This is a genomic window from Acinetobacter sp. A3 (genome assembly GCF_012371415.1).
Taxonomy (GTDB): Bacteria; Pseudomonadota; Gammaproteobacteria; order Pseudomonadales; family Moraxellaceae; genus Acinetobacter.
Genome location: NZ_JAAZQW010000030.1, coordinates 1 through 21,184, shown reverse-complemented (window position 1 = coordinate 21,184; position 21,184 = coordinate 1). Strand labels below are relative to the sequence as shown.

At 41.0% G+C, this 21,184-nt stretch carries 23 protein-coding genes; 18 read left to right on the top strand and 5 right to left on the bottom strand.

Going from position 1 to position 21,184, the window contains the following annotated elements; translation table 11 throughout:
• The first annotated feature begins 8 nt into the window (after positions 1 to 8).
• Entirely contained in the window at positions 9 to 1,160 is a 1,152-nt protein-coding gene (gene rhlB, locus HHA42_RS10045; RefSeq protein ID WP_168461784.1) for an ATP-dependent RNA helicase RhlB, read from the top strand.
• Between the two features lie 138 nt (positions 1,161 to 1,298).
• Here rhlB and HHA42_RS10040 read toward each other — a convergent pair whose 3' ends face one another.
• The gene (locus tag HHA42_RS10040) at positions 1,299 to 1,676 is read right to left on the bottom strand and encodes a hypothetical protein (protein WP_168526356.1); all 378 of its coding nucleotides are present in this window, start codon (positions 1,674 to 1,676) and stop codon (positions 1,299 to 1,301) included.
• A 294-nt stretch (positions 1,677 to 1,970) separates the two neighbouring features.
• On the opposite strand from HHA42_RS10040, the gene HHA42_RS10035 reads away from it, so the two are divergent.
• From HHA42_RS10035 to HHA42_RS09970, 14 genes are all read left to right on the top strand, one after another.
• The gene (locus tag HHA42_RS10035) at positions 1,971 to 2,546 is read left to right on the top strand and encodes a nitroreductase (protein ID WP_168526354.1); all 576 of its coding nucleotides are present in this window, start codon (positions 1,971 to 1,973) and stop codon (positions 2,544 to 2,546) included.
• Positions 2,547 to 2,571: 25 nt separating this feature from the next.
• On the top strand, positions 2,572 to 3,645 hold the full coding sequence (locus HHA42_RS10030; protein ID WP_168419171.1) for an NAD(P)H-dependent glycerol-3-phosphate dehydrogenase: 1,074 nt from the start codon (positions 2,572 to 2,574) through the stop codon (positions 3,643 to 3,645).
• Between the two features lie 153 nt (positions 3,646 to 3,798).
• Positions 3,799 to 4,254, top strand: coding sequence for a phosphohistidine phosphatase SixA (sixA, locus tag HHA42_RS10025; RefSeq protein ID WP_168526352.1), 456 nt, complete (start codon positions 3,799 to 3,801; stop codon positions 4,252 to 4,254).
• 45 nt (positions 4,255 to 4,299) lie between these two features.
• Entirely contained in the window at positions 4,300 to 5,439 is a 1,140-nt protein-coding gene (gspL, locus tag HHA42_RS10020) for a type II secretion system protein GspL (protein WP_168526350.1), read from the top strand.
• Positions 5,439 to 5,918: a type II secretion system protein GspM gene (gspM, locus tag HHA42_RS10015; protein ID WP_168526348.1), complete on the top strand. Its 480-nt coding sequence runs from the start codon at positions 5,439 to 5,441 to the stop codon at positions 5,916 to 5,918. The genes gspL and gspM overlap by 1 nt, the downstream gene beginning before the upstream one ends.
• Positions 5,919 to 6,029: 111 nt before the next feature.
• Complete coding sequence (locus HHA42_RS10010; protein WP_168419175.1) at positions 6,030 to 7,031, top strand: quinone-dependent dihydroorotate dehydrogenase; 1,002 nt, start codon at positions 6,030 to 6,032, stop codon at positions 7,029 to 7,031.
• A gap of 4 nt (positions 7,032 to 7,035) precedes the next feature.
• The gene (locus HHA42_RS10005) at positions 7,036 to 7,617 is read left to right on the top strand and encodes a CvpA family protein (protein WP_070156001.1); all 582 of its coding nucleotides are present in this window, start codon (positions 7,036 to 7,038) and stop codon (positions 7,615 to 7,617) included.
• Between the two features lie 24 nt (positions 7,618 to 7,641).
• Positions 7,642 to 9,180 (top strand): amidophosphoribosyltransferase, encoded by a 1,539-nt coding sequence (purF, locus tag HHA42_RS10000; protein ID WP_168419176.1) that lies wholly within the window; start codon positions 7,642 to 7,644, stop codon positions 9,178 to 9,180.
• A 97-nt stretch (positions 9,181 to 9,277) separates the two neighbouring features.
• Positions 9,278 to 11,167 carry a M48 family metalloprotease gene (locus HHA42_RS09995; RefSeq protein ID WP_168526360.1) on the top strand — a complete coding sequence of 630 codons (1,890 nt, stop codon included), beginning with the start codon at positions 9,278 to 9,280 and terminating at the stop codon, positions 11,165 to 11,167.
• A gap of 162 nt (positions 11,168 to 11,329) precedes the next feature.
• On the top strand, positions 11,330 to 11,995 hold the full coding sequence (locus HHA42_RS09990; RefSeq protein ID WP_168526346.1) for a hypothetical protein: 666 nt from the start codon (positions 11,330 to 11,332) through the stop codon (positions 11,993 to 11,995).
• A gap of 60 nt (positions 11,996 to 12,055) precedes the next feature.
• Positions 12,056 to 13,030 carry a D-glycerate dehydrogenase gene (locus tag HHA42_RS09985; protein ID WP_168526343.1) on the top strand — a complete coding sequence of 325 codons (975 nt, stop codon included), beginning with the start codon at positions 12,056 to 12,058 and terminating at the stop codon, positions 13,028 to 13,030.
• A gap of 103 nt (positions 13,031 to 13,133) precedes the next feature.
• Positions 13,134 to 14,570, top strand: a complete 1,437-nt coding sequence (locus tag HHA42_RS09980; protein ID WP_168526341.1) for a M48 family metalloprotease — start codon at positions 13,134 to 13,136, stop codon at positions 14,568 to 14,570.
• 49 nt (positions 14,571 to 14,619) lie between these two features.
• Complete coding sequence (locus tag HHA42_RS09975; protein ID WP_131261337.1) at positions 14,620 to 14,994, top strand: GFA family protein; 375 nt, start codon at positions 14,620 to 14,622, stop codon at positions 14,992 to 14,994.
• Positions 14,995 to 15,058: 64 nt separating this feature from the next.
• The gene (locus HHA42_RS09970) at positions 15,059 to 15,421 is read left to right on the top strand and encodes a hypothetical protein (RefSeq protein WP_131261336.1); all 363 of its coding nucleotides are present in this window, start codon (positions 15,059 to 15,061) and stop codon (positions 15,419 to 15,421) included.
• A 225-nt stretch (positions 15,422 to 15,646) separates the two neighbouring features.
• On the opposite strand, the gene HHA42_RS09965 is transcribed toward HHA42_RS09970, so the two are convergent.
• A complete protein-coding gene (locus tag HHA42_RS09965; protein WP_131261335.1) occupies positions 15,647 to 16,093 on the bottom strand; it encodes a GatB/YqeY domain-containing protein in 447 nt (148 codons plus the stop codon).
• Positions 16,094 to 16,124: 31 nt separating this feature from the next.
• Positions 16,125 to 16,340 carry a 30S ribosomal protein S21 gene (gene rpsU, locus HHA42_RS09960; RefSeq protein ID WP_001136722.1) on the bottom strand — a complete coding sequence of 72 codons (216 nt, stop codon included), beginning with the start codon at positions 16,338 to 16,340 and terminating at the stop codon, positions 16,125 to 16,127.
• Between the two features lie 146 nt (positions 16,341 to 16,486).
• Here rpsU and tsaD point away from each other — a divergent pair, with 146 nt between their 5' ends.
• A complete protein-coding gene (tsaD, locus tag HHA42_RS09955) occupies positions 16,487 to 17,503 on the top strand; it encodes a tRNA (adenosine(37)-N6)-threonylcarbamoyltransferase complex transferase subunit TsaD (RefSeq protein WP_168419410.1) in 1,017 nt (338 codons plus the stop codon).
• 83 nt (positions 17,504 to 17,586) lie between these two features.
• Here tsaD and HHA42_RS09950 read toward each other — a convergent pair whose 3' ends face one another.
• Complete coding sequence (locus HHA42_RS09950; protein WP_168419411.1) at positions 17,587 to 17,844, bottom strand: EexN family lipoprotein; 258 nt, start codon at positions 17,842 to 17,844, stop codon at positions 17,587 to 17,589.
• 323 nt (positions 17,845 to 18,167) lie between these two features.
• Here HHA42_RS09950 and HHA42_RS09945 point away from each other — a divergent pair, with 323 nt between their 5' ends.
• Positions 18,168 to 18,485, top strand: coding sequence for a hypothetical protein (locus tag HHA42_RS09945; RefSeq protein WP_168526339.1), 318 nt, complete (start codon positions 18,168 to 18,170; stop codon positions 18,483 to 18,485).
• A gap of 55 nt (positions 18,486 to 18,540) precedes the next feature.
• Here HHA42_RS09945 and HHA42_RS09940 read toward each other — a convergent pair whose 3' ends face one another.
• Positions 18,541 to 19,413 carry an ATP-binding protein gene (locus HHA42_RS09940; protein ID WP_168526336.1) on the bottom strand — a complete coding sequence of 291 codons (873 nt, stop codon included), beginning with the start codon at positions 19,411 to 19,413 and terminating at the stop codon, positions 18,541 to 18,543.
• A gap of 185 nt (positions 19,414 to 19,598) precedes the next feature.
• Here HHA42_RS09940 and HHA42_RS09935 point away from each other — a divergent pair, with 185 nt between their 5' ends.
• Positions 19,599 to 21,089 (top strand): DUF3336 domain-containing protein, encoded by a 1,491-nt coding sequence (locus tag HHA42_RS09935; protein WP_168526334.1) that lies wholly within the window; start codon positions 19,599 to 19,601, stop codon positions 21,087 to 21,089.
• Positions 21,090 to 21,184 lie beyond the last annotated feature (95 nt).

Sequence of the window (21,184 nt, the reverse complement as noted above, 5' to 3'; positions counted from 1 at the left end):
GCATATTTATGTCATCTGGTTTTGAAACCTTAAATTTACATCCGCAATTGAAACAGGCTATTGATGCTTTAGGTTTCAAGGAAATGACGCCTATTCAACAAAAGGTTTTAAAATTTACTTTGGCTGGACATGATGCCATTGGTCGCGCGCAAACAGGTACAGGAAAAACAGCTGCCTTTTTAATTAGCGTCATTAACGATTTGTTAAATAACCCAATTCAGACTCAGCGCTACCGTGGTGAGCCTAGAGCTTTAATTTTAGCCCCTACGCGCGAATTGGCTTTGCAAATTGAAAGTGATGCAAAAGAATTAACCAAGTTTACCAATTTAAATGTGGTGACTTTGTTGGGCGGTGTGGATTTTGATAAGCAAAAAGCACAGCTCGATAAGAACTTTGTCGACATTATTGTTGCAACACCAGGGCGTTTGATTGATTTTGTAGAACAAAAAGAAGTCTGGCTAGATCAGATTGAATTTTTAGTAATTGATGAAGCTGACCGTTTGTTAGATATGGGCTTTATTCCATCAGTTAAGCGGATTGTGCGTTATTCACCACGTAAGGAACAGCGTCAGACTTTAATGTTCTCTGCGACCTTTAGTTATGACGTGTTGAACTTGGCTCAACAGTGGTTATTTGAACCTGTTACAGTCGAAATTGAGCCTGAAAAGAAAACCAATGCCGATGTAGAGCAACGTGTTTATATGGTCGCAAAAACCGATAAATACAAATTGCTTGAAGACATTTTGCGTGACGAGCCAATTGAAAAAGTCATGATATTTGCCAACCGCCGAGATCAGGTGCGTAAGTTATATGATCATTTAAAACGTGATGGCTATAAAGTGGTGATGTTGTCGGGTGAAATTGCCCAAGACAAACGCTTGAAAATGCTGGATCAGTTTAAAAATGGCAAACATAACATCATGATTGCAACTGATGTTGCAGGGCGTGGTATTCATGTCGATGGTGTATCGCATGTGGTGAATTTTACTTTACCCGAACAGTCAGATGATTATGTACACCGTATTGGTCGTACAGGGCGTGCGGGTACGCGTGGTGTCAGTATTAGCTTCCTGTCTGAAGATGATGCGTTCTATTTGCCTGAAATTGAAAAAGCCATTGGGCAAAAATTACCGCTTACACGTCTAGATGGATATTGCTAATCTGCACTTTGCTAGTCAGAACAATTGTTTATCTGACTGAAGTTTAAAATATAAAAAAGTCGCTCTATGATTGAGCGACTTTTTTTCTTTATAGATAAATTTTTAGTTGACCATCAAATTGATTAATGTTGATACAACTTATTTTGCCTGACATCTAAATGTCAGAACAGTTTGGTAGTCATCATCACGGGCAATATCGGTATTACGTCCTGCAATAGTGCCAAGCACAGTGGCAGCGGCCTGAATCATCTGTCCAGTTTGTTCATCGACCACTCCTTTGAGCGCACCGTTGTAGTTGGTCTTTTCATCTACCAACACAGGGGTAGCACGACTACCGCAGGTTTTATTGGCAGCACTAATGGCATTATTCTTGGCAATAATATTGGACTTACCTAAGCCTGTAACCTCATACAAGTTGTTTTCTTTTTGAATGGCAAGTGAGTTGTTGGGTGTGGTAGCACAGGCAGTGAGGAAAGCGAATCCTACAAGGCTAGAGAGGGCTAGTATTTTTTTCATATCAACCTCGAAATTAAAAACGTATGCATACGGAGACTTTTAAATATCTTTCATTTAATTTTCTGGTTAGCCTTTATGCAGGCATGAATTAGAATGAAAAATAAGGCTTTGATCTAGTTGAGCATATTCTGTAGTGCTTTGAATGAAGACTTTGTATAAAAAATGCAGTTGTCTGTATGGATTACATTGAGATTGTCTTGACCCAAGAGATTGCAAATTACACGTACGAAATAGCGCAAAATTTTGAGTTTATGCTAATCTTAACTGAGCTTTTTGAAATAGTTATATAAGTCAATGACGGATACAGTGGCAGAAATCGTTCATCAACACATTCATCAACGCCAATCAATCGGGCAGTTGGTTGAGCCAGCACCGAATGCTGCTCAGCTTGAAATGGCATTTCAGGCGGCTTTAACCGCACCCGATCATCATCGTCTAAAACCTACACGTTTTGTGGTGATTGCTGCTGAACAGCGTGCAGCTTTTGGTGAGCTACTTTCTCAAGCTTTGGCAGATATGGGCGAAACAGATGCGATTCAATTGGAACGAGTTAAACAGCACCCGTTTCGTGCGCCCATGTTGGTGCTGGCTTTAACACAGTTTCAAAACCATGCAAAAGTGCCGCATTTTGAGCAGACTTTAAGTACAGGGGCTGCTGTGCAGAATTTTTTACTGTCTTTACAGGCACAGGGCTTTGCTAGCATGTGGCGTAGCGGGGCAGTTGTAGAATCAAATTTACTCAAGCAAGCGCTTAACTTAAATCCAGATGACTTAATTTCGGGCATTATTTATGTGGGAACTGCAGCCAAAGCCATTCCTGCGCGTGCTGAATTAAATACACAAGCTTACGTGAGCTATTGGAACGCATAAGTTTTATTTTTAGGATATAACAATAATGTCAGAATTAAATTTTGCCGATTTGGTCGAACCTGTTGTGGTAGATCGTAAAACTGCACTGCGCATTACAGTTTTGGGTGGTGGTAGTTTTGGTACAGCTATGGCCAACACCGCTGTGCGTAACGGTTGCGATACCATGATCTGGATTCGTGATGAAGCGACTGCCAAAGAAATAAATGAAACGCATATTAACCGACGTTATTTACCTGACTTTAATTTAGAACAGGGTTTAAGAGCTGTTTCGGATTTGGAAACAGCAGTACGTGACCGTGATATTATTTTAGTGGCAATTCCGAGCCACTCATTCCGTGATGTGCTGCGTCAAATTAAACCTTTCATTAGTGCGCAGGCCGTGGTGTCTTTAACCAAAGGGATTGAAGCCAAAACTTTTAGTTTTATGAGCGATATTATTCGTGAAGAACTGCCTGAAGTGCCTTATGGTGTGCTGTCTGGACCAAACCTAGCCAAAGAAATTGTGGCAGGACAGCCAGCAGGAACGGTTATTGCCAGTCATTCTGAACTGGTGCGTTATGCAGTGCAGCAAGCTTTACACAGTGCTTTATTCCGTGTTTTTGCCAGTGATGATGTCAACGGGGTAGAACTCGGTGGTGCACTTAAAAATATTTATGCAGTCGCAATGGGGATGGCTGCAGCTTATAACGTGGGTGAAAATACCAAGAGTATGATTTTAACTCGTGCATTGGCAGAAATGAGCCGTTTTGCGGTGAAACTTGGTGCAAACCCGTTGACCTTCCTCGGCTTGTCGGGGGTTGGAGATTTATTTGCGACCTGTAGTAGCCCGCTGAGTCGTAACTATCAGGTTGGTTATGCTTTGGGTAAAGGTAAAACTTTAGAGCAAGCCACCGAAGAATTGGGACAAACTGCCGAAGGGATTAACACTATTGTTCAGGTGCGGGCACGCTCGAATGAGTTGGATGTATATATGCCGATCACTTGTGCGCTTTATGAAGTGATTTTTGAGGGTGCACCACCGATGACGATTGCTTTGTCTTTAATGAAAAATGGGCATCGTAGCGATGTGGAATTTGTCTTGCCACATCATCAAGTCTAGTTATGGGTTCAATGCTATAAAGTGCTATGACTTGCAAAAACTTGTATGGAATATGACAGTTTGGTGAACTGAATTGTCATATTCTCAGGTTATACTGTGCGTTATATACAACCAGATAAACCTTAAATTTGCGCCACCCAATAAGGAAATAATATGCAACTGACACTTGTTCGCCACGGTGAAGCCGCTCCTGCGGTTATGGGCAATGATCATCAACGTCCATTGACTGAGCGTGGTCATATTCAAGCACAAGAAACAGCAGATTATTTAAAAAATATCATTCAACCTGATGTATTTGTAGTTAGTCCATTGGTGCGTGCACAGGAAACCTTGGCGCATTTACAGCAGTATTTTAAAGATGTACCTGTGGTGGTGTGTAATGCCATTAAACCTGAAGATGATGCAAAAGTGGCAGTAGAATGGTTGTCGCAATTGCCGTATGAGTCGATTGCGGTGGTGTGCCACATGAATGTGGTGGCTTATATGGCCGAGATTTTAACTTTAGAATCGTTTAATCCATATCAATTGGCAGAAGCGCGTATTTATGAACAGGCCGTAATTGCTGCGGGACTTTCAACCCAAATCAAAAGTTTTATTCCAAACGCATAAAATAAATGTATAAAATCAAACAAAATTAATGGTAGAACGATAATAATGCTGTATTTATGGATGCCTGAAGCTAATGGGGTTTGGCAATGGTCAACAGGGGAACATTGGACGCAGGCCGATCATCTTGAGGCTTTGATTCAGGCATTACAGCCTTTTCAAGGGCAAGAGACGGTGGTGTTTTTTCCAAGCCGTGATGTTCAGATCATGCAGCAAACATTGCCTAAAGCGCAATATAAGCAGCTTGGTGCAGATGGGGTAAAGTATCTTTTAGAAGAATATACGGTATTGCCTATAGATGCGATGAAAGTCTTGCATCATTTTCAGCAGCCTGAACAGATCACTGTGCTTGGCATGGCAAACAGTACACTGGAAACCTATTTGAACGTGCTGAATTTGCTTCCTGTTAAAATCAGTGCATTGTTGCCTGATTTTTTAATCTTGCCGCAGCCTGAACTAGGGCAAACCGTTATTGGTCATATTTGTGGGCGTTTGCTGGTACGTGAAACTGAATTTTTGGGCTATTCAATAGATGATCTGGCATTGTACTTAGATTATCAAAGCGCTGAACGAAACTATAAAATTAGTAGTTTCAGTGCTGAGCAAATGCAAAGTATTGAAGCTTTTGCGACTCAAGCACAATTGGAAAGTTTTCATTACACTGTGCCTGTACTAAAAAAAGCCAAGCAGCATCCATTTAACATGTTGCCTAAAGCCAAACAGGACACGGGGCTTTCGGGCTACTGGAAAGCCTGTGCAGCAGTGCTATTGGGTATTTTGATTGTACAATTTAGCTACGATGCTTTGCGTTGGAGCAAACTTAAAAAAGTAGCCGATCAAACTGCAATTCAGGCCATAGACCAATATAAATATTGGTTTGGTGAGAATAGTCGTGTGACTGAGCAAAATATTCAAAGTCAGTTTGAAAGTCATTTACGCCTGAATCAAAGTGCCGATACGCAAGCCTTACAATTGTTAAGTCGAGTTGGGCCTGTGTTAATGCAAAATCAGATTGTGGCCAATCGTGTCAGTTTTGATGCCAATAGTTTGAATATGGAGCTGAATGCGAGTTCGGCAGCATCTTTGCAGGCCTTAACGCAGCAATTGAATCAGCAGGGCTTTAAAGTGGAGTTGGGGAATATTCAGCCGAGCAGTACAGGTGCAGTAGGATTGGTGAAAATACAATAATGAAAGCCATGGAAAAAATATCAAACGTGCTGGATCAGCGCGTTGAACAGATTCAGGATTATTTAGACCGTTTAAGTACGCGAGAGCGGGTTTTGGTGATTTTCACCACAATTTTTGTTTTGGTCGCAGCGGTGGGTTCCGCCTTGTGGTACATGCATGCTGCCGCTGAAAAACAGCAAAAACGGGTAAATGATTTAAAAGACCTAATTGTGATGATGCAAAGCAATGCGGTGACCATGAAGCCTACCAATGACTCACAGTTAAGCGCTGCCGACAAAATTCAGCGAGTGGCACAACAGCAGGGGCTATCGGTCGCATCGCAGCAAAGTGGTGAGCAAATGAAGTTGGTGGCTAGTCATGAAAACTATGCTGTGCTAGCAAATTTCCTAACTCAATTGGCACAAATGGGTTTAAGTATTCAAAAAATGGAATTAATTTCTGAAGCAGGGCAGATTAAATTAACAGCGACAGTGCAGTAATTGCCCAAAATAAAGTTTGAAAGGCGGAAAATAAAGCCGTGTCAAGCATAGCGTTTTGACTGGGCAAAGCCTATAATATGGCGACTTAGAAAGCAGTAGACTTTTGCAGATATGTTGTATTCTCTAGCCCGCCCGTTGTTATTTTCTTTAGCACCTGAGCGTGCGCATGAGCTGACACTATCACTATTGAAATCAAGCCATAAAATGGGCTTGATGCGTCAAAAGACTGTTGCGAAACCCGTGACATGTATGGGAATTGAATTTCCAAATCCAGTGGGTTTAGCTGCAGGCTTAGACAAAAATGGTGCGTATATTGATGCCTTGGCTGGTTTAGGCTTTGGCTTCATCGAAATTGGCACCATTACGCCACGTCCTCAAGCGGGGAATCCACATCCGCGCTTATTCCGTATTCCGCAGGCCAAAGCCATTATTAATCGTATGGGGTTCAATAATGATGGGGTCGATCAGCTAATTGAGAATGTCAAAGCGGCAAAATTCAAAGGAATTTTAGGGATTAATATTGGTAAAAATGCCGATACTCCTGTAGAAAATGCAGCAGATGATTATCTGATTTGTTTGGAAAAAGTCTATAACTATGCGTCTTATGTTACGGTAAATATCTCATCACCGAACACTAAAAACTTGCGTAGTTTACAAAGTGGTGATGCACTGACTGAGTTATTGCAAACGTTAAAACAACGTCAGTTGGAGTTGGCTGAAGAGCATCAGCACTATGTGCCGCTAGTGTTAAAAGTTGCCCCAGATTTAGATGCCGAAGATATTCAATTCATTGCCAAACAATTGTTGCAATTCAAAATTGATGGTCTGATTGTGACCAATACAACTTTGTCTCGTGAAGGTGTAGAAAACTTACCACATGGTGATGAAGCAGGTGGTTTGTCTGGCGCACCTGTGTTTGAAAAAAGCACCGCATGTTTGGCGGCTTTTTCAGAAGCACTCAAAGGTGAAATTCCTTTAATTGGCGTAGGTGGTATTCTTTCAGGCGAACAGGCGCTTGCTAAAAAAAATGCAGGTGCATCTTTGGTTCAGGTGTATAGTGGCTTGATCTATGCAGGTCCTGAACTGGTTCAAGATTGTGTGAACGCATTCTAAGCTCATGAACGCCATTGATATCGTTATTCTGATTCTCTTGCTCATTGGAGGGCTGAACGGTTTGCGTCAAGGATTTATTAAAGCCTTTGCGAACTTGGTCGGATGGATTTTTGCCCTGATTGTTGCGGCAAAATATGCCACAGTCCTCGCACCTTCAATGTCAGCGCTGAGTAGCGATCCAGTGGTGCAAAAAATTGCAGCCTTTGCCTTTATTGTTTTGGTGATTGTGGTACTCACTTGGATTGTGACCGCCATTTTAAACAGCGTATTAAAGAGTTTAAAACTGGGGCCATTAAACCGTTTGGCAGGTGGCGCATTTGGTACCTTGAAAGGTTTGCTTATTGTCCTTATAACTATTCAGGGGATTGGTCCTTGGGTAGAAAGTTCTCCTTACTGGAAACAATCTAAATTCGTACAAAGTTTATTGCCGTATGCACCGTGGGCAACTGAATTGTCTAAAGACGCTGCCAATGAGGCTTTACAGCACATCAAGTCGAAAGATGCAGCGCCATCTTCCGATGTAGCATCTGACGCAAAAGAGAATACATCTGGCGCAGATGGCTCAACGAATAATCCTTTTTATTAATCCTAGCTGGTCTGCGAGGTTGCTATGTGTGGAGTTGTTGGTATAGCTGGTAAATCACCTGTTAACCAAATGTTGTTTGATGCATTAACGATGTTACAACATCGTGGACAGGATGCAGCTGGGATCGTAACTTGCCACAATGGACGTTTGTTCTTGCGTAAAGATAACGGTATGGTACGTGATGTGTTCCATACACGCCACATGCGTGCGTTACAAGGGAACTATGGCATCGGTCATGTGCGTTACCCGACTGCAGGTTCTTCAAGCAGTGCCGAAGCGCAGCCATTTTATGTGAACTCACCGTACGGGATTACTTTGGCTCACAATGGTAACCTGACCAATGCTGAAGAAATTCATGAAGATCTGTTTAAAACAGATTTGCGTCACATGAACACAGACTCTGATTCAGAAGTGTTACTAAACGTATTTGCCCATGAGTTACAACATCGTGGCAAATTAAGCCCAACACCTGAAGATATTTTTCATGTGGTTAGCCGTGTGCATGAGCGTTGTAAAGGTGCTTATGGCGTAGTGGCAATGATCACTGGTCAAGGTTTGGTTGGCTTCCGTGATCCAAATGGTATTCGTCCACTTATTTATGGTTCGCGTGAAACAGAACAGGGTATGGAATATATCATCGCTTCAGAATCTGTTGCGATTACTGCGCTAGGCTTTAAAGTAGAACGTGATATTGCGCCTGGTGAAGCTATTTTTATTAATGATGCAGGTGAATTATTTAGCCAGCAATGTGCAGCCAATCCAGAATATCGTCCATGTATTTTTGAATATGTGTACTTTGCACGTCCAGATGCAACCATTGATGGTATTTCAGTGTATAAAGCCCGCCTTAAAATGGGTGAAAAATTGGCACATAAAATTACCCGTGAATGGGGCGAACAGCACGACATTGACGTAGTTATTCCAATTCCAGATACATCGCGTACTTCTGCTTTGGAACTGGCAAATACCTTAGGTATTAAATTCCGTGAAGGTTTTATGAAAAACCGTTATATCGGACGTACCTTTATTATGCCGGGTCAGCAATTGCGTAAAAAATCTGTCCGTCAAAAACTTAACCCTGTAGAGCTGGAGTTTAAAGGCAAAAATGTCCTATTGGTGGATGACTCGATTGTACGCGGCACGACCTGTAACGAAATCATTCAAATGGCACGTGATGCAGGTGCAAAAAAAGTGTTCTTTGCTTCTGCAGCACCTATGGTGAAATATCCAAACGTGTACGGTATCGATATGCCAGCTAAAGACGAGTTGATTGCTTCAAATCGTGATGTTGAGCAAATTCGTGAAATTATTGGCGCAGACCGATTAATCTTCCAAGATTTGGATGATTTAAAACAAGCGGTGCGTACGCACAAAGTCCCAAATTTAACTGAGTTTGATTGCTCGGTATTTGATGGTGTTTATGTGGCTGGTGGGATTGATGAGGCGTATTTAAACGATCTTGAACAAAAGCGTAACGACTTAGCCAAAAAAGGCAAAGATGGCTACATTGATGTCAATATTGATGCTGCATCAGTTGACCTCACAGGTGTAAAAGAGAGCTAATCATTTTTCTGATTACCTCACAGAGAAAAGCGGGAAATTCCCGCTTTTTTCATTTATGATGGGTGGGTCAAATACAATGTAATTCAGGATGTTTACATTGAAGGCTGTGAGTAGTTACTTGATTAAAAATAAAAATATGATTTGGTCTGCAATCTTGTGTCTGGTTGCAGTGGCTTTGACGTTGTTTATCTTAAATACCGTATTAGGGCTTTTGGTCTATTATGTGGACTCCACACAATCCATCTATTGGCACAGTCTGAGCCCGTATTGGATTACGTTGCTGCTCTTAATTATGGCGCTTTCCATTATTTTGGAATTTTATGTCTTTCGCTCAGGCGGACATTCGCTTGCGAAACAACTTGGCGCACGTCGTTTAACACAATTTGAAAGTACACCTGAAGAAAGCACAGCATTAAAAATTACTGAACAACTGGCAGATACTTTTCAGATTCAAATTCCAACAGTTTATGTTTTGCCAGATGAGATTGGCGTAAATGCTTTAACCGCAGGCTTTAGTGATAAAGATATTGTAATTATTTTGACTTGGGGCGCATTACAAAATTTAGATGAGCAGGAGCTTTATGGCTTATTGAGTCATGAGTTTAACCATATTTTAAGTGGTGAAACTATTGATAATACCAAGCTGAAAATTCTTTACAGCAGTTTAACCACGTTCAGTAAATGGGGCAGTAGTATTGCCAAACTGGGTTTTGGTCAGCACCGTGACGCACCGCCGCATAAACTCGCCACATTTTTTGTGGCCGTAGGTGGCGGTATTTGGCTAATTGGCAGTTTAGGTGTACTTATTTCTCGTCTAATCAAATACATTAGTTTGAGTGGGCGTACTTTTAAAAATGATTTAAAAACCAAACGCCTGATTCAAAACAATGCCAATATTCAAACCTTGTTGCGCATTTATGTACACCATGCGGGTTCGCAAATTCACAGTGAATATTCTGAATCAATTTCTCACATGTGTTTTGCCAACTCATTGAGTCCGCAAAGTTGGATGAATATTCACCCAAGTATTGAGGCGCGTATTTTTGAGTTAGATCCAACTTTGGTGCAAGACTTACAGTTGGAAAATCTGAAACGCTTACGCAATCAGCCTTTATTTAGTTTGTTTCGTTCGCTTGAAGAAATGAACGCAGAATATTATGCACCTTGGAGTTCCCCACAACCTTTGCCATTGCTGCGTTTATCACCCATTAGTTTTGCAATTAATGACGCAATTAAGCCGCTAAAACCTGAGATTCGCAACAATATGCCACGTCCTGAACTGATTCAACGTGCTTTGCAAACAGCAACGGGTTCACGAGAAGTAATAGTGGCTATTTTAATGATTCGTCAGTACCGTGAGTTTATTCCTGCAGAGGCGGAGGTTAGCCGTGCCATAGTCGATGCTTTACTGAATTTGGATGGGCGAGTACACATTTCAATTTTTCACGAAGCTTGTCGAAATATTGGGGGCATGCCTGTGAGTATCGCACGGCAGTTCTTGACCAAATTAGCGCGTATTATTCAAGAAGATGGCGAAATCGGCCTGTTAGATGCGTTGCTGTTGGAGCGAGTAAAGTTTGAGTTGCATTTATTACCTTTGCATACGCCTACTGCCTTGCATGAGGTTAAGCCGCAAATTGTCCGTTTGATTGATGCTTTATTGCATGTGCAGCAAATTAACAGTGTGAATCAGTTAGATGTACGTGAACGCATTTTGGAGCGTGTTTTAACTGCAGAAGAACTTATTGCTTATGAAGAAATTTCTGATGAACCCATCGATTTATCTGAAATTTTAAATGACATGGCAGGTTTGTTATTACGTGATCGCTTGATTGTTTTAGGTATTGCAGAAATCTGTTTGTGGAGTGATCGTATTATTACTCAAGATGAGTTGGACGTTTTGGAATTGTTGTATTGGCGACTTGGGTTTAAAACAGAAGCAATTGTCGAGCAAATGCAGAAACAAAATAGCCTGATTATCGTGTAATAACGGCTTAAACATGCGCAGATGTTAAGTCACAATATTAGCTACTGTTAGAGAATTGCTTTGAGGAAGGTAGTGGGTTAAAGAAAGCACAGCATTGCTTGGGCTTTCTGGTTAGAATAGCAACTGAGTTAAGCACATCAAAATTATAGGTGATGATAAAACATGATTGGGCATCAACGTGACATTTTAGCCAGCCTAGGAATCGATATTTGGGTTTCTAGAACAGCTGTGTCGCAACATTTGCCACAATCATCTGTATGGCGTGATCAAGCTGTACCAGAGTTACAGAGTGAAATCATTGTTCCGACTGCAACAGTTGTGTCAGAACCAGATATCAAACCGATACCTTCGGAACCGCGAGACGTATTAGCAAAAAAAGCAACAGTCACTCCAGAAGTCGATGCGACTAAACAGGTTGAAGCCGAGCCTGTAGTTGAAGTGCGTAGCATGCTACACATCGACGCTTTTAGTATTGAGGCTTTACAGTTAGCAGATTGCTTGATTCTATGCGACAGTACTGCTTTGAGTGCGGAACAACAACAGTTATGGCGTAATATTCAATTTGCGATGCAGGCGCAATATCATGCTTTGCAATGGCCTTTCGCTTTGGAAATATTACAAGATGGTATTGGTGTAGAAAACTATGTACAAGGTTTTGTCGATGCGTTATGCACAGATAAGCATGTCATCAGCTTAGGTACAATACCGCATTTTAACTCTGCACAATGTCAAACTTTAGCAGGCTTGCAAGAGATGTTAGATCAGCCACTGTTGAAAAAACAGTTGTGGAATGCCATACAAGCCAAATCCATGCAAAATCAAGCTTAAGCCAATTTTCATACTCAAAACTTATATTGACGTCATTACAGCGATAAAACAGGGATAATCATGCGTAAAAAAGTGGTGGTATTTAGTCAGCTTGATGCAGAAATTTTAACTCAGCTTGAGCAGGATTATCAGGTGGTGCAGGTGAGTCCTAAATTGGGCGATGTGAACCAGCAACTGCTTGAACATGTACAAGATGCAGATGGTATGATTGGCGCAGGACGTTTGCTGAATCAGCAAAATTTACATACCGCAACTAAACTCAAAGTTATTTCTAGCGTGAGTGTCGGTTATGACAATTACGACGTTAATTATTTAACCCAACAAAAAATTTGCCTATGTCATACCCCGCATGTGTTAACAGAAACGACAGCTGATTTAGCCTTTACCTTACTGATGAGCGCTGCCAGACAAGTACCGCATTTAGATCAGTGGACCAAGCAGGGTCATTGGAAACGCACAGTCGGTGCAGCACAGTTTGGGCAGGATATTTATGCCAAAACCATTGGTATTATTGGTTTGGGGCATATTGGTGCCGCTATTGCACGACGTGCTTTTCACGGTTTTAATATGAAAGTGGTGTACCACAATCGCCGTGAAAAAATGGAGGTGGCACAGGCGTTCAATGCAGACTATTTAAGCCTAGATGAATTGTTGCAACAGTCAGATTTTGTAGTTTTAGCGGTCGATTTAAATGCGGACTCTAAAGCACTCATTGGTCAGCGTGAATTGGATTTAATGCAGCCACATGCGGTATTGGTTAATATCTCTCGTGGTTCAGTAATTGATGAGCAGGCTTTAATTCAGACTTTGCAAGCAGGTAAAATTTTTGCGGCAGGTTTAGATGTCTATGATAAAGAACCACTGCAAGAATCACCATTATTTGAGTTGGATAATGTGGTGACCTTACCGCATATTGGTTCTGCAACAGCGGCAACCCGTCAAAAAATGGCTGATTTAGCTTATAAAAACTTGGTAGATGCACTAGAAGGACGTCGTCCACACTATGTGGTCAATCCTGCTTGCTATACGCTTTAAAGCCAAGAAGCGTATTAAAAATTGATAACACATCATTGCAAATACGTTCATTTTTCAATGTTATAGTAAATCACTATACAAAATATGTATTTGAGATGAACCCTTGAAACGCCTATTACTCATTTGCGGTCTAAGCTTAACCAGTCTCACCACTGCACAAAGTGCCAGTTTGGGTGCCACTCCACAATTTAATGTGCCTGAAATAGGCAGTGGTGTGGGGCTGATTGATCAGCAAAAAGAGCGCAGTATTGGTGAAAAAGTCTATCGGGAAGTACAGCGTAAAATGCCTGTAGCGCAAAACCCGTGGCTTGAAGATCAATTGTTCAATACATTCTCACACTTACTCAGTCAAACTCAACTAGGGCAGCCAATTGGCTTACTTATCATTAATGATCCGCAAATTAACGCTTTTGCTGTTCCTGGTGGATTATTTGCCTTAAATACAGGCTTGATTAATTCTGCACGGAATATGGACGAAGTTGCAGGGGTGATGGCACATGAAATTGCGCATGTATCTCAGCGACATTATAGCCGTTCACAGGAAGCATTTAAGGGGCAAGGTTTGTTGGCACTGGCAGGTGTTGTGGTCGGTGCTTTAGTTGCCTCACAGGCGGATGGTGATGCAGGTGCAGCGGTGATGATGGGTTCTCAAGCGGCATTGATGGATCAACAATTGACTTATAGCCGTAATCAAGAGCGTGAAGCAGACCGTATTGGCATGCAATATATGTATAGTGCGGGGTATAACCCACAAAGTATGGCAGACTTTTTTGAGGTGATGAACCGTACCACCAGTCGTGTGAGTTTTTTACCTGACTTTTGGTTTACCCATCCCTTAACGACAGAGCGTATGAGTGAAGCACGTTTGCGTGCTAATCAATTGCCTGCAGTGCAGACATCATTACGAGATGAAGATTTTGAAATTTTAAAACTCTACAGTTTAGTGCTTTCGCAGCAAGCGACAGAACAACAGTTGAAGGCTTTTGCGACTCGGAATAATTTTGCTGCACATTTGGCTTTAGCCTATTTTTATAGTCAACAGGGCGATTTTGTTCTGGCGCAGCAAAGTATTGAGCAGGCTAAAAGTCATAATCGTTTACATAATTTATTGACACTTATTCAAACTGACATTTATTTAGGGCAAAATAAAATTGATTTAGCACACAAGACCATTAGTTCACCTGCGCGCATTATGCCAGAAAATCGTGCCTTAAATTTTAAGTGGGCTGAAGTGTTGATTCGTCAGAATCAGTCAGCACAGGCGCAAACGATTCTGCAAGGTTTTTTAAAGAAAAATCCACGTGATTTATCGGCATGGAATTTAATGCAGCAAGCGGCAAATGTAGATCGGGCATCGCCACTACGCACGGTAAATGTGCTACGGTATCGCGCAGAGGTGCAATATTGGTCGGGCTGGGAAGAAGAGGCGATTAAGTCGTTATTACATGCACAGCGCTTAGCTAAAGATAATCAAGCTATGTCGGCAAATATAAAAAACCGCGTGACCGAAATGCAAAGAGAACGACAGTTAAAAATATAACTTTAAAGGTATAAGTTGAACCAATAACAATAAATACAAGGAGTTTAAAATGATTGAGGGACAATGTTTATGCGGTGCGGTGTATTATCGTTACCATGCCGAAATTGAAAAAACAGTATTGTGCTTTTGCCAGCATTGTCGTCGTGCACAAGGGGGGATTTTAGGTTGGAATAGCCCAGTTTCCCGTGAAAAATTTGAAGTGGTGCGCGGCTTAAAATATCTGAAAGAATATTTTCATAGCCCCAATAAGGCGCGAGTATTTTGTCAGGAATGTGGGAGTCCAATTTATTCCTATCGACTCGATTTACCCGATATTATTCGCTTGCGTTTAGGGACTGTGACGCAGGGTCAAATCCCCGAACCTTCTGAGCAGGTTTTCACACAATACAAACCAAACTTTCTGACAATTGCATCGTGTGAGTAGTACTTGACGGAGCATACAGTGCTAGAATGAAACCGAAATTGCGTGATGTTGTTGTTGAATGAAAATGAAAAAATATATTTATTTATGCCTAACTTTGGGGATGTTATTACCGACAGTCTATGCTGCGAGTGCGGAGCAATATGTGATGGCGGTTGAAGAAATTAATGCACAATATAAGCAAGATACCCGACAATTTTTACGTGGCTTAAACCCACAGCAGCAAGGCTTTAGTGCGCAGCAACAACAGCAGTTTTGTGGTATTGTGAGCCGTTATGTAGATCGTTTATATCAGGCAGCGGATGAAAATCGTGCTTATTTAGACCATCGTTATCAAAATATTAATAAACAGGACGTCATTCAGCAGGTGAGTTCATCTAAAGAAATGCAATTACTTAACAAGTATCAGGTAAAGTGTGATTTAAAATGAGCTGTTTTGGAGGTGAGTGCAAAAGCATATCAACCTTCAACATAAACTTTATCCAGCCAATGATAGAGATAGATAAGCAAAAAGATCAAACAATGTTGATGGGAAAATATAGCTATTCACTATGCAATTTAAAGATCAGCTCAGAGAACCTGAGAGACAGAATGTTTCAGCATAACTATACTAATTAAATTCAATCAATATTTTGAAGAATATGATTTAGGTCATTTAGCTTAATTTAGCTTTAATTTTTGCAGATACTTGTGCAGGATCGGCGCGCCCGGCTATGAGCGGACGCAGAGAGTTCATCACCTTACCCATATCTTTCATGCTAGTAGCTTGTTGCGCTTCAATTGTTTGCGCAATCATGGAATCAAGTTCTTCCTCAGTCATAGCTTCTGGTAGAAATTGAGATAAAACCTCAATTTCGGCTTGTTCCTTACTAGCTAAATCTTCTCGGCTAGCGCCTTCAAAGGCTTTAACCGATTCTTTACGTTGTTTAATTTGTTTCTCAATGACCGCAAGAACCTGAGTATCGTCAAGCTCTTTGCGCTCATCAACTTCAATTTGCTTAATTGCCGCCTGTAGACTACGAATTACCGTTAACTTATCCATTTCTTTCGCGCGCATAGTCGCTTTTAAAACGTCAGTGATTTGGTTTTTTAAAGTCGTCATTATTTAATCCAGACAGGCAATCACAAATTAATTAGTAAAGGCGAGTAGTACGTACTGATTCACGCGCCAATTTCTTTTGGTAGCGTTTAACAGCAGCAGCTTTTTTGCGCTTACGTTCTTGAGTTGGTTTTTCGTAGAATTCACGCTTACGTACGTCAGCTAAAACACCTGCTTTTTCGCAAGAACGTTTGAAACGACGGATAGCTACGTCTACTGGTTCGCCTTCTTTCAATTTAACTTGTGGCATGAAGAATCCTCATTAAGTTATGGATAAGACCTGGGCGAAATTGCCCACGATCACAAGTGAAGGTCAGTATTTTACTCATTTACATCTCATATCACAAGTCTATAATAGGTTTCGCAATAGAATTGATACAGGTTATAGGCAATTTAATGATCGTTTTAGGCTTAGAAACATCTTGTGATGAAACAGGACTCGCCCTGTATGACAGTGAGTTAGGTTTACGTGGACAAGTGCTGTACAGCCAAATTAAATTGCATGCAGAATATGGCGGAGTGGTACCTGAACTGGCTTCACGTGACCATGTGCGTAAACTTATTCCATTAATGAATCAATTGCTTGAGCAAAGTCAGGTCAAAAAATCTGAAATTGATGCAGTGGCTTATACTCGTGGACCTGGCTTGATGGGGGCACTCATGACAGGCGCATTATTTGGGCGCACTTTGGCATTTGCCTTAAATAAACCTGCAATTGGTGTGCATCACATGGAAGGGCACATGCTTGCGCCATTGTTGTCTGCCACACCGCCAGAATTTCCTTTTGTAGCGTTATTGGTTTCGGGTGGTCATACTCAGCTCATGGCCGCCTATGGTATTGGGCAATATGAACTGTTAGGCGAGTCGATTGATGATGCTGCGGGCGAAGCCTTTGACAAAGTCGCAAAAATGATGGGCTTGCCGTATCCAGGCGGGCCAAATATTGCCAAACTGGCGGAACAAGGTAATCCATTGGCATTTGAGTTTCCACGGCCAATGTTGCACCAAGGTTTGGAGTTTTCATTTAGTGGTTTAAAAACTGCAGTTTCAGTGCAAATGAAAAAACTAGGTGATGAAAACCGTGATGCGGATATTGCAGCTAGTTTTCAGGAAGCTGTGGTGGATACGCTAGTCAAAAAATCAGTGAAAGCCTTAAAACAAACACGTTTAAAACGCTTAGTGATTGCAGGTGGAGTAAGTGCAAATACGCGTTTACGTGAGCGTTTAGAAGCAGATTTAGCGAAGATTCGTGCTGCAGTATATTACGCAGAGCCAGCATTATGCACCGATAATGGTGCGATGATTGCTTTTGCAGGTTATCAGCGTTTAAAGGCAGGACAGCAAGATGGTTTGTCTGTGACGACCACACCACGTTGGCCAATGACAGAATTGACCAATCCGACCGCAGGTTAGGTATTTAGTTGAAAAAAACAGAGGCCAAGATTAAGCCTCTGTTTTTTTATGCTGCAATTGAAGTTCTGCTCAATAACGAAGATTTAGCGAACTGCATCCATTAAGCCTTTGGTTAAGTCCTGCATCATGCCATTCATAACAGCCATACCTGCATTGTTGCAGTTTTCCAACTTCTTGCCTTCTAGTGCTTTGCCTTTGTTGGCTTCGGCTTCACATTTTTGTAAAACCTTTTTTGCCTCATCTAGGTTTTCTGCATAATATTCCTGCGTTTTCACTTGGGTACATCCTGCAAGGGTGGTGATTAAAGCTACCGTCAGCAACATATTTTTGAAATTAAACATTATTTTATAACCGTTGTTTGTTCTAAAGAGACTTCATCTTAAGTGATAAGTTTGCTAAAAAATAACCAAATTGACTAAAGTTGACCATTTTAAGTCAAGCTAAACAATTGTAATTTATTGTTTATTATCTTCAGGTTGTGCCAATTATTTAAATCTAAGCATATAAATTTCAGAGCTTTTTGTGCTCTTATCTTGCAAATTTTTAAAAATAAAGCAAATAACTGACAGCAGTGCTAAATTCTGTGAATCCTGTCCAATTGTGGTGTTTTAAATTATAAATTATGATTTTAAGTCTATGTTTAATAAAAAATTAATGAGATAAAATGCGATTTAAAAATACATTTTGCATCACTTGTGTGATGGGGGTAATGTTATTAACCGCTTGTGAACAGACGGAGTCTATTCATCAAAATACCTCATCGGTGAGTCATTCAAATTTAGAAATGTCATCCAACAATGATGGTTATTCACCTTCAAGTCATACAGCCATCACCTATGATTCAGGTGCATTTTCCGATATTGCTGTAACTGCCCCAGAAGAAGTTTATGTGGGTGAACAAACTGTAGAAGCCATGCAAGCGCATGGCGAAGAGTTTTATGCAGAAACTTTGGCACGTATCGCTGCTGAACAAGGTCAATAATAGTGTGCTTGAATTAAAGGGTTACTGCCTAAAGAAATGCAGCAACCCGTAAATTTTACATAGATTTTAGTTGCTGTGAACCAATCCAGTGTTTAGAGAATTGATAAGCGGCACGACCTGAACGTTGACCACGTGCCTGACACCATCTTAATGCTTCTGCACGTACTTCGGCGGTCATTGGTATTGCTGCTTTTTGTAAATAGTGTTCTACAATTTCCAAATACAGATTTTGATCCATTGGATAAAACGACAACCACATACCGAAACGGTCAGACAGCGAAATTTTCTCCTCAATCGCTTCTTGTGGATGCAATTCGGTATATTGCGGTACATCTACACGGGTGACAGGTGTATTTTCGTGCATAAATTCAGGTAAAAGATGGCGGCGGTTACTAGTCGCATAAATAATAAAATTACTTGAACCTGATTGTAATGAACCATCTAAAACACTTTTTAAACTACGATAATTTTCATCTTCTGCGTTAAAGGCTAAATCATCGCAATAGACAATAAATTTTTCTGGACGATGCTGAATGATTTTCTGAATTTCAGGGAGTTCAGATAAGTCATCACGTTCAATTTCAATTAAACGTAAGCCTTGGTCGGCATACTTGGTGAGCAGGGCACGTACAATAGAAGATTTACCAGTCCCGCGTGAACCTGTCAGCAAGACATCATTGGCAGGTAAGCCATTTAAAAACTGCAAGGTATTTTGAATAACTTTTTCTTTTTGCTTTTCAATGCCTTTTAGGTCATCCAATTCCATTTTTCGTGGTTGTTGTATGGCAATTAACTGCTGATTTTGCCATTTAAAAGCAATTGCTGAAAAATCAGGTTCTTGTTTTAAAGCAGGTAAGCTTTGCTGTAGTTGTTGGAGTACATGCGAAAGTGATATTAAGATGTTGTCGGGTAAATCTAGGTTTGCCATGATAGTTCAGCTTTATAATTGCAGAGCGGAAAAGTACAGTTTAAGACTAGCGCAATTGACCTAGATTTGCCAATTGCTGTACTTGCTTAGTCATTGACGCATGTTATTATTTTTAAGATATTGTTGTGTATAGTAGGCATCGGCAAGCGTAGTGCTGCGAATAAACCAACGGATTGAGGGACGCTATGTTATTTAAAGATTTCACCGAAGAGGTTAATCCGCACCAAGCCTATCGCATAAAAAAATTAAAGCGCGAAATTTTAAATGCAGAATCCTATGAAGAGTGGAAAAGTATTGCCATAAAAATAGATGAAGAATCTGGCGCGCAAGAATGGAAATATGACAATAGTTCGCCATATTTTGATGCAGAAATCATTTCGCACCGTTTAAATCTTTTACGCCGTTACCGCACGACAGAACGTAGTAATGACCTGATTTATATTTTACGTGAAGGCTTAACCTTCGATATTGCCAACATTGCCCATCCTATGTTGTTTACTGCCACTTATGTTGGTACCAAAAAAATCATTGAAGACTATGTAGAAGAAGTCAGTAAAAGTTTGGCCTTTGTGGCTTCAGAAGCGTGTCAAACTTTAACCCGCGCTGAAAAAATTGCTTTTTTTGAGCAGTGCCAAACTGCGTATGGTCAGCCTGCCTTAATGTTTTCGGGTGGCGCGACTTTAGGTCTGTTTCATACGGGTGTGTGTAAGGCTTTGCTTGAGCAGGACTTAATGCCCAAAGTGCTGTCGGGTTCAAGTGCGGGCGCCATCATGACGGCCATGCTGGGTATTGCGAAACCTGAAGATGTACAACAAATTTTAGGTGGTGAATCTTTTTTCCACGAAGCATTCCAATTTAGACAAATGCGTGAAATTCTGAAAGGGAATGGCGGTATTGCCAATGTACATTATTTAAAAAAATTCCTGATTAAAAACTTAGGTGATACCACCTTTGAAGAAGCTTTTCAGAATTCAGGTTTACACATAAATGTGGCCGTGGCGCCATATGATGCTTCACAAGACCCGCGCATTATGAATAGTTTTACTGCACCTGATTTATTAGTGTGGAGTGCGGTGCTTGCATCTTGTGCCGTACCCATTTTATTTCCACCAGTACGATTAACCAATAAGCGTTATGATGGCGAGCATACCCCTTATATGGGTAAAACCCGTTGGGTAGATGGTAGTGTACGCAGTGATTTCCCACAGGAAAAAATGGCGCGTTTATATAATATTAATTACACCATTGCCAGTCAGGTGAACCCGCATGTGGTTCCTTTCATGCAAGATGATATCAAGCGCTATCGTAAAGATATGCTAAGTTGGCCAGAACGTATTATCCGCCGACAGGGGAAAGTGATTAGTCGCGGTGTCATGGACTTTGTTCGTGAGCGGGCAGGAGCTGTGCCACCCGTACGCCGTTTGCTAGATCATGGTTATGGCATTGTCGATCAGCGTTATTATGGCGATGTCAATATTGTTGGAAGTTATAACCTGCGTCATTATAGTTATATGCTGCAAAACCCTAAACCACATTTGTTCAAAATCTTACAGCGTGAAGGTGAGCGAGCAACTTGGCCAAAAATTTCCAGTATTGAAACGCATGCCCGTGTAGGCAAAACTTTGCAACATTGCCTAGAGTTATTGCATGCTCAAAATGACACGATTCCAGAGTAATTAACTATAACTAAAAATATAGATAAATATTTGCATAAGTGCTCATTTTGTCTATGTCGATTCAGTAGTGGCAAGGTGGGTATTTATTAGAGATT